This window comes from Xanthobacter autotrophicus (assembly GCF_029991245.1).
GTDB lineage: Bacteria > Pseudomonadota > Alphaproteobacteria > Rhizobiales > Xanthobacteraceae > Xanthobacter > Xanthobacter autotrophicus_C.
In genome coordinates this window covers 1-677 of sequence record NZ_JAIVFO010000321.1, presented here as the reverse complement: position 1 = coordinate 677, position 677 = coordinate 1, and the positions used below count along the sequence as shown (strand labels likewise).

The window sequence follows — 677 nt, the reverse complement described above, 5'->3', positions numbered from 1 at the left end:
CCAGCAGGCGGTGTGGGAGCAGCTGCGCCTCATCCCCTACGGCGAGACCACGTCGTACGGCGAGATCGCGCGCCGCCTGGGCCGGTCCCACGCGGCCTCGCGGGCCGTCGGCCTGGCCAACGGCAGCAACCCCATCGCCATCGTGGTGCCCTGCCACCGGGTGATCGGTGCGAACGGAAAGCTGGTCGGCTATGCCGGCGGCCTCGAGCGCAAGCAGACCCGCCTCGAGCTCGAGCAGGACGCCCTCTTCTGAGCCGCCGCGCCCGCTGGTCGAGGAGGGCGCGCCAGCGCCTGTCACGAGACCCGGTGACTGGACCGCGGACCTCTCACCGGGTCTCGTGACGGTCGCTAGCGCAACCTCCTCGACCAACGGGGCCCATCATGGGGGCATGCCTCTGCCCCTTGACGCCAAGGCCCTCGTCGCGATCTTCGGCGTCAGCGGCGTGCTGCACCTGGCGAAGCCGGAGACCTACGAGCCGCTGATGCCGTCGTTCGTCCCGGCCCACCGGGAGGTCATCTACGCCAGCGGCGTGGCGGAGCTGCTGTGCGCGGCCGGCCTGCTGCACCCGCGGACCCGCAAGCTCGCCGGCTACGGCATCGACTTCCAGGCGTTGATCAAGGCGCTTCAGGCCCAGAACGCGGTATCGGCCTCCGGCGTGGTGCAGGCCGGGCCGGAG

Annotated in this window: 1 protein-coding gene and 1 pseudogene; both read left to right on the top strand. The window is 71.9% G+C overall.

The features are described 5' to 3' along the window. Positions 1-253 (top strand): methylated-DNA--[protein]-cysteine S-methyltransferase (locus K9U41_RS23010; RefSeq protein ID WP_282643158.1); only part of this gene is annotated, 253 nt, incomplete at its 5' end. 136 nt (positions 254-389) lie between these two features. Further along, positions 390-677 (top strand): annotated as a pseudogene (locus K9U41_RS23005) (DoxX family protein); the annotation flags it as partial.